4 protein-coding genes are annotated in these 3,082 nt (G+C 34.1%); all 4 read right to left on the bottom strand.

The genetic code is table 11. From position 1 onward, the window contains the following. The coding region (locus tag Q8907_15065) for a YCF48-related protein (GenBank protein ID MDP4275592.1) at window positions 1-669 on the bottom strand (669 nt) is incomplete at its 3' end. 207 nt (window positions 670-876) lie between these two features. Beyond that, window positions 877-1,665 carry a PKD domain-containing protein gene (locus Q8907_15070; protein MDP4275593.1) on the bottom strand — a complete coding sequence of 263 codons (789 nt, stop codon included), beginning with the start codon at window positions 1,663-1,665 and terminating at the stop codon, window positions 877-879. 227 nt (window positions 1,666-1,892) lie between these two features. After that, window positions 1,893-2,567, bottom strand: a complete 675-nt coding sequence (locus Q8907_15075) for an isoprenylcysteine carboxylmethyltransferase family protein (GenBank protein ID MDP4275594.1) — start codon at window positions 2,565-2,567, stop codon at window positions 1,893-1,895. Between the two features lie 237 nt (window positions 2,568-2,804). Continuing rightward, window positions 2,805-3,082 (bottom strand): hypothetical protein (locus tag Q8907_15080; protein ID MDP4275595.1); only part of this gene is annotated, 278 nt, incomplete at its 5' end.

Genomic DNA, 3,082 nt, shown 5'->3' on the forward strand with positions numbered 1-3,082 from the left:
AATTGTAATCCATGTTTTCCCATGATCAACGCTCTTAAATATTTTTTGATCCTTTCCTGTCGCAAAACATATATCACCTGAGAAAAACAATCTATTTTGCGAAGGATCTAAATCTAAATCAGCAACTTCCCAACTTGAGCCCCCATTATTTGTAGTTACAATAGAAGAACCAGAATTGATCCAATTTAGAGCTATACCATTATTCTTATCAAAAAACTTCATCGAATATAAATGATATGCGTTGTTATAGTAATGCTTAGTCCAGTGTGAACCGCCATCCACAGTTTTATATAATACACCATAATAACCGCCGTTAAGAACGTTCCACCTTCCATAAATAAAACCTGTGGAATCGTTAATAAACGATAATGCGCTGGTCATTACTCCAGTCGAGTCTTTTTCAATGTATGAATATTCCCAGGAAATTGCTGAATCTGTTGTTTTAAGCAGAACTCCATTTGTGCCAAGAATGTATCCTGTTTTACGATTTAAAAAATCCGCATCTGTCGGAGAAATCCATTTATAGGCAAAACCAATAGAATCAATCTTCCATCCTTTAATTTGAAATCCGGAAATATTTGAATGATCAAAATTATCCTTTTTACAATTCGAAAGGAAGAAAGTCATTAATACCAATGCGGATAAAAATATAACGTTATTTTTCCTCATTTATCTTAATTTATAATGAAGATGAATTTTTTATGAAAAGGTTGCGTTTTGCAAAAAAAATGGCATAACGAAGGTGGCATGCTGGTTGCCGATTCTGAGGCACTTTCCTGTCAAGCTATGACGGACTTTAATAAGAAAGAAAACCTTGAAATTTGCGCTCTAACGGCAATGAACGATAGCATGTATTGGCTGCTGCTAATATAAAGCTTATTCAAAATCACAATTCAAAAGGTAGGCGCTGAATGGTCCATTCTGTATCACAAATTCATTTTTATTAAAATCATCTTTTAATATGCCAAAATAATTACCGCCGCCGCCATGATTATTTTGTAGGCAGTATACTTTCCCGTTTTTATCTATGGCCATTAAACTTATTAAATAAGTATTATTTAAATTTTCCGGATAGGCAAATTGAATTAGTTTTTTATCAATCACTACTTTCTCACTTACTGGAATTGTTAATGGAGTTTGGGTTGAATAACTTACATTTTTTACTATTGGCGATTTATAGATAATTGGACAATTTGGATAAATTGAATAGTTAGTAACCGTAATATCAACGTATTTTTGAATTTGAAAATAAATATCGGCCTTAGATGAAGTGGGCCATCCGTTTGTATTTATTGTATCCCAATTTATGTGTTCTATGTAAATGCTTTTTAATACTCTATCTAATATGGTAACCTTTTTTGAACAAAATGCTTTTTGACCGTCGTTATTTTTTACAGTTAGTTTGATCGTATACGAGCCAGACTTAGGATATGACAAAATAAATTGTTTGTCATTTGAGGTCCTGCCATCTCCTAAATCCCAAAAAACGGAATCTTTATTTTTTGATAAATTGATCAATGTACAGGTATCATAAGTTGCCATTTTTAAAGTTGTAATTGTGTCTCCTCGAAAACTAAAAGAAGAAATAGGTATAACCGTTTCTTCTTTTTTACAACCGTTAACAATTAAAAATGAAATAGTTAAAATGAATAAAATGTTTTTCATAGATTTTTAATTCAGACTCATTTAAACAAAAAATATTCCGGTTTACTATGCACTCCTTTTTTTAATAGAAATCAAGGTTGTCGACTATGCCTCTGTGGGATTTCGAACTCGCGTCTGTATCACATTGATGAAACTTAGATACAGGAACTAATCCTTGCAAACCTTCTGAAACCCGCGTTGGGTATGAACCATTTCTGTCCGAAGAGTAACAGTATAAACCATTTTAATTACCAGATCAATGGGAAGAGACGATATTTAATCTTTCCACAGTATTCTCCATACCCGGGAAGTTCGTTTAACAGTATTTCTTCTTCGTTTTTTATCCTGAGATACAGCCATGGAATAAATAAAATACAGGGGATCAAGGCCCAGTAGGAACCCAGAGCCAGAGGAGTAAATAAGGTCATCAACAACATGCCTGCATACATGGGATGCCGTATTATGGCATAGGGTCCGGTCGATATTACTCTCTGTTCATTCTCCAGTTTTATTGTTGCTGAAGCATAACTGTTCTCATTAAAAACGATAATGATAAAGATATACCCTGAACAAACCATTATGTTAGCTACAATAACCAGCCATAGCGGAACGGCTGACCAATTAAAACGAAAATCTAAACCGGGTATAAGATACATAACTAAAAACAGCTTCAGGAACGGGGGAATTTTACGCACCTTTTCTTGTTCCCTAAACTCTGATCTTCGTGTCAGTAATTCTGGGCTTTTTTTAGAAAAATAAACAATCATGAAAATGGTTATAATTGAAAAAATAGTCAGATATATCCACGCCTGCCAGAATCTCAGCGTGCCGGCAGGTAAGAAAAGGATCAAACTCAATACAATGATCACTATAAATGGCATAATGTATGCTTTTGACTTTGATATTTTTTGGCTATCCATCAGTTTATCCTCCAGAAAATTTATGTTAATATTTAAAATAACCATCCATTGCTCTTTGCAAACCGGATTCCCGGTTAAGGGTTGCTTGGCAGCCAACATTTTAGTGTATGCAGCGTGCGGGAGTATGTGACCGCTTTATTATCCACCGTTACTGCCCTTTCAAGCAAGAAATGAACTTGAAAGTGGTACTGAAACCTTCATAATGTATACCGAGTGTTGTACCGCCGTACATTTTTTTAATCAGCCTTTAATATAGGCAAAACATTTAAATTCATTGCTATCCTTTTGGTCATAGCGTGTCATATTGCATAACAAATCTTCATTGGGATTGCAATTGTTAGCACAAGTCAGGCATAATGAAGGCTTTTTAATCAATTCTGTATTAATTTCAAATCCATCATCATCAAAAAATCCATGAATCTGACTTTTGTCCATGGAGTCAATATGCCTTTTCCCTTTTTTATTTTGTCTCTTTATAATTGCCGAATCAATTTCATAATCACCCTCCGGATAACTCT

It is taken from the genome of Bacteroidota bacterium (genome assembly GCA_030706565.1).
GTDB lineage: Bacteria > Bacteroidota > Bacteroidia > Bacteroidales > JAUZOH01 > JAUZOH01.